Annotated in this window: 1 other RNA gene; it reads left to right on the top strand. The window is 72.1% G+C overall.

The features are described 5' to 3' along the window. Positions 1–215: RNase P RNA component class A (gene rnpB, locus KVT37_RS32610), an RNA gene on the top strand; the annotation flags it as partial. Between the last annotated feature and the right edge of the window lie 29 nt (positions 216–244).

Below are 244 nucleotides of genomic sequence, written 5' to 3'. Positions count from 1 at the left end.
CCGCCGCGGCAACCGCCACGGTGAGGGGGAAAGGGGGGGGTAAGAGCCCCCCGCGCGACCGGCAACGGAAGGGGCCCGGCAAACCCCACCGGGAGCAAAACCGAATAGGGGCGGGGCGAGGGGAAACCTTCGAGGGCTGTTTCCGGCCCACCGCCCGGGTAGGTTGCGGGGGGCGCATGGCACCTTGCGCCCAAGTGGAATGGCCGCCACGTCCTCCCCGCAAGGCGTGGGCCAAACGGAACCC

The sequence above is a fragment of the Mesorhizobium sp. GbtcB19 genome, assembly GCF_019091085.1.
In the GTDB taxonomy this organism is placed as follows: domain Bacteria; phylum Pseudomonadota; class Alphaproteobacteria; order Rhizobiales; family Rhizobiaceae; genus Mesorhizobium.
The sequence above is the reverse complement of the archived record's forward strand: the minus strand, read 5'-3'. Positions and strand labels throughout refer to the sequence as shown.